The sequence below is a fragment of the Thermodesulfitimonas sp. genome, from assembly GCF_052743955.1.
The window spans coordinates 11671-13982 of record NZ_JBRAIN010000044.1 but is presented as its reverse complement, the minus strand read 5'-3'; the positions used below and the strand labels follow the sequence as shown (position 1 = coordinate 13982).

General features: G+C 60.2%; 3 protein-coding genes and 1 pseudogene. 2 read left to right on the top strand and 2 right to left on the bottom strand.

Going from position 1 to position 2312, the window contains the following annotated elements; translation table 11 throughout:
• Positions 1-214: 214 nt before the first annotated feature.
• Together ACUVTA_RS05295 and ACUVTA_RS05290 are read left to right on the top strand one after the other, a co-directional pair.
• Positions 215-283 (top strand): annotated as a pseudogene (locus ACUVTA_RS05295) (hypothetical protein); the annotation flags it as partial.
• 46 nt (positions 284-329) lie between these two features.
• The gene (locus ACUVTA_RS05290) at positions 330-554 is read left to right on the top strand and encodes a small, acid-soluble spore protein, alpha/beta type (protein ID WP_445951931.1); all 225 of its coding nucleotides are present in this window, start codon (positions 330-332) and stop codon (positions 552-554) included.
• Positions 555-575: 21 nt separating this feature from the next.
• Here ACUVTA_RS05290 and ACUVTA_RS05285 read toward each other — a convergent pair whose 3' ends face one another.
• Both ACUVTA_RS05285 and cobC read right to left on the bottom strand, forming a co-directional pair.
• Positions 576-1592: a mechanosensitive ion channel family protein gene (locus tag ACUVTA_RS05285; RefSeq protein WP_445951930.1), complete on the bottom strand. Its 1017-nt coding sequence runs from the start codon at positions 1590-1592 to the stop codon at positions 576-578.
• Between the two features lie 10 nt (positions 1593-1602).
• Complete coding sequence (cobC, locus tag ACUVTA_RS05280) at positions 1603-2226, bottom strand: alpha-ribazole phosphatase (RefSeq protein ID WP_445951929.1); 624 nt, start codon at positions 2224-2226, stop codon at positions 1603-1605.
• Positions 2227-2312: the final 86 nt, after the last annotated feature.

Below are 2312 nucleotides of genomic sequence, written 5' to 3'. Positions count from 1 at the left end.
CCCGCTCCCCCAGCCCCTGCGCGATCCCGACAGTGCTGCACACCTTTCAGGCCACAGCGACCCTTGCCGCGCTGGATATCTTTTCATAACTTCTGCTCTCTAAACTAAAAATAAAAAACTTTATAAAAACACCCTTTAAAGGCAAACCCGTCTTTAAGCCCTTAAATTTGGCCCGCATTTCCAGCCGGCGCCGGCGGAGAAAATAAAAACGGAGGTGAAATCTTTGCCGAACCAAAAGCAAAAGCGCCTTTTGGTCCCGCAGGCAGCCTCCGCGTTAGACCTATTTAAAATCGAGGGGGCCAACGAAATCGGCTACCCAACCTATGGTTTTGCGGCGATCACCCCCCGAGAACTACCGGGAGGTGCTCCGCCGGATGAAGTACGAGGTCGCGGGAGAGCTCGGCCTCGACCGCTTCATCCGCGAAGGTTACTGGGGCGATGTCCCGGCCCGCCTCTGCGGCGCCGTCGGCGGCCGGATCGGCGGGAAGATCGGGGGGAACATGGTCCGCCGGATGATTAGGTTTGCCGAGCAAAACTTGGCCGAGCCGCGGTAACCCCGCGGCTTTTTTAATTTTTTATTTGGGGAAAATGCCCGCCGCCTGCAACCTTTCTATAAGCGCGGTATTTATCTCGTCTTTAACTCTCACCGCTTCCCGAAGGTCCGCAATCGCGAAGATTCCCGTTAGCCGCACCTGGGTTTCGGTAAACTCGGTGAGGTATACAGCCGGCGGCGGTCCGGGCAAAACCGCCGGGTGCTCGGCTATCACGGCCCGCATCAACTCTTTCACCCGTCCGACATCGGCCGTGTAGGGGACGCCAAGAGTAACCCGGACCCGGGCACCAGGATCCGGCCGCGCATGGTTAATGATCCGGCTGGCCACGAGGTCCTTGTTTGCTAAAACCGCCACGGTGTTATCCAGCGTGAGGAGCTTGGTGCTCCGGGTGCCGATCTCCAGAACGTCCCCGATGAGGGAGGTTCCTAAAATCTCGATGCGGTCGCCGACTTGAAAGGGCCGGTCGAGCATCAGGATAACGCCCGCAACCATATTGCTTAAGGTTTCCTGGGTGGCGAAAGCGATCGCCAAGGAAGCCACCCCCGCCGTCGCCAGGAACCCCGTTAAGTTTACCCCGAAGTATCCCAGGGCGACGGTTACCGCCACGAAGTAGATGGTAATCCGTCCCGCGTAGCGGAAAAGGGAGAGAAACTGGGGGTCAAAGGAAGGGCGCTTCGCGAGGCTCCGGAGGTACCAGTCGAAGAGGACGCCGAAAATCCGGTCAACCCACAAGGTAAGGAAAAAGACGATGAGCAGGAAATTAACGCGATCAAGGTACGGGAGAAATAAAGCAGTACGGTACTCCGGCCGCGCCGCGAGGTAAGCCCGCCCCACGTGAAGAAAAAGCACAAAACCAACCAACCCCAACGGGCGGGTCGAGATCACCGCCAGCCGCTCTCCCACCTCGCTCCGCAGGGCGCGGGCGAGCCGGAGCAGAAAAACCCGCGCTAGCACGCTCAGAAGCCAGGCGGCTACCCCCGCCGCCACGAGGTAAAGGAGAACCAGCCCAACAGTTACGAAAAGCGGTGACTGGAGCATCTCTAATCCCTCAGGAATCAAGCTCTTTAAGGTGGCTACAATCGTTAAAAAGCATTAAAATTGCCTTCCCCTCTTCAAAAATCTCGAGGATGTTGAGCGCGGTGTTATCCTGGCGCAGCCGCCAGTACTGGTTTAGGTCCATCCGCAAAAGCGAGCCGATTGCGGCCCGGATTGTCCCCCCGTGCGAGACGACCAGCACCTGTTCGCCGTCGTGGCGCGCAGCGATTTCCAGGAGCGCCCCCACGGCTCGCTCCGCTACCTCCCGCAACGTCTCGCCGCCGGGCAGCCGCGTCTCGTACGGCGCCGTCCACCACTGCTGGGAGATTTCGGGAAAGCGCGCCTTGATCTCGTCCCGCGTCAAGCCCTCCCAGGCGCCAAAATTTATCTCCCGGAGCGCCGGCACCGGGACCACCGTGCCGCCGTGGGGCCGCGCGATGATTCGCGCCGTCTCCACCGCCCGCGTAAGGTCGGAGGCGTAAAAGGCCGCAAAACGCTCGTCCTTCAGGCGCCGCGCCAGTGCCTCGGCCTGCCTTACGCCCCGCTCGTTAAGCGACACGTCTGCATGTCCCTGGTACCTGAGGCTGTGGTTCCAAAGGGTTTCCCCGTGCCGCACGACGTAAAGCCGCGTTCCCAAAAAGGCGAGACCCTCCCTCCGCCAGAACTCTCCTTATAATTCTAACCTTGCCCGGGGGCCGCGCGCAACACGGCGCCCAAAGCCCG

Bases quoted from the DNA above. Each gene is read 5' to 3' on its own strand.
- ACUVTA_RS05285 (WP_445951930.1), bottom strand. From the start codon at position 1,592: ATGCTCCAGTCACCGCTTTTCGTAACTGTTGGGCTGGTTCTCCTTTAC.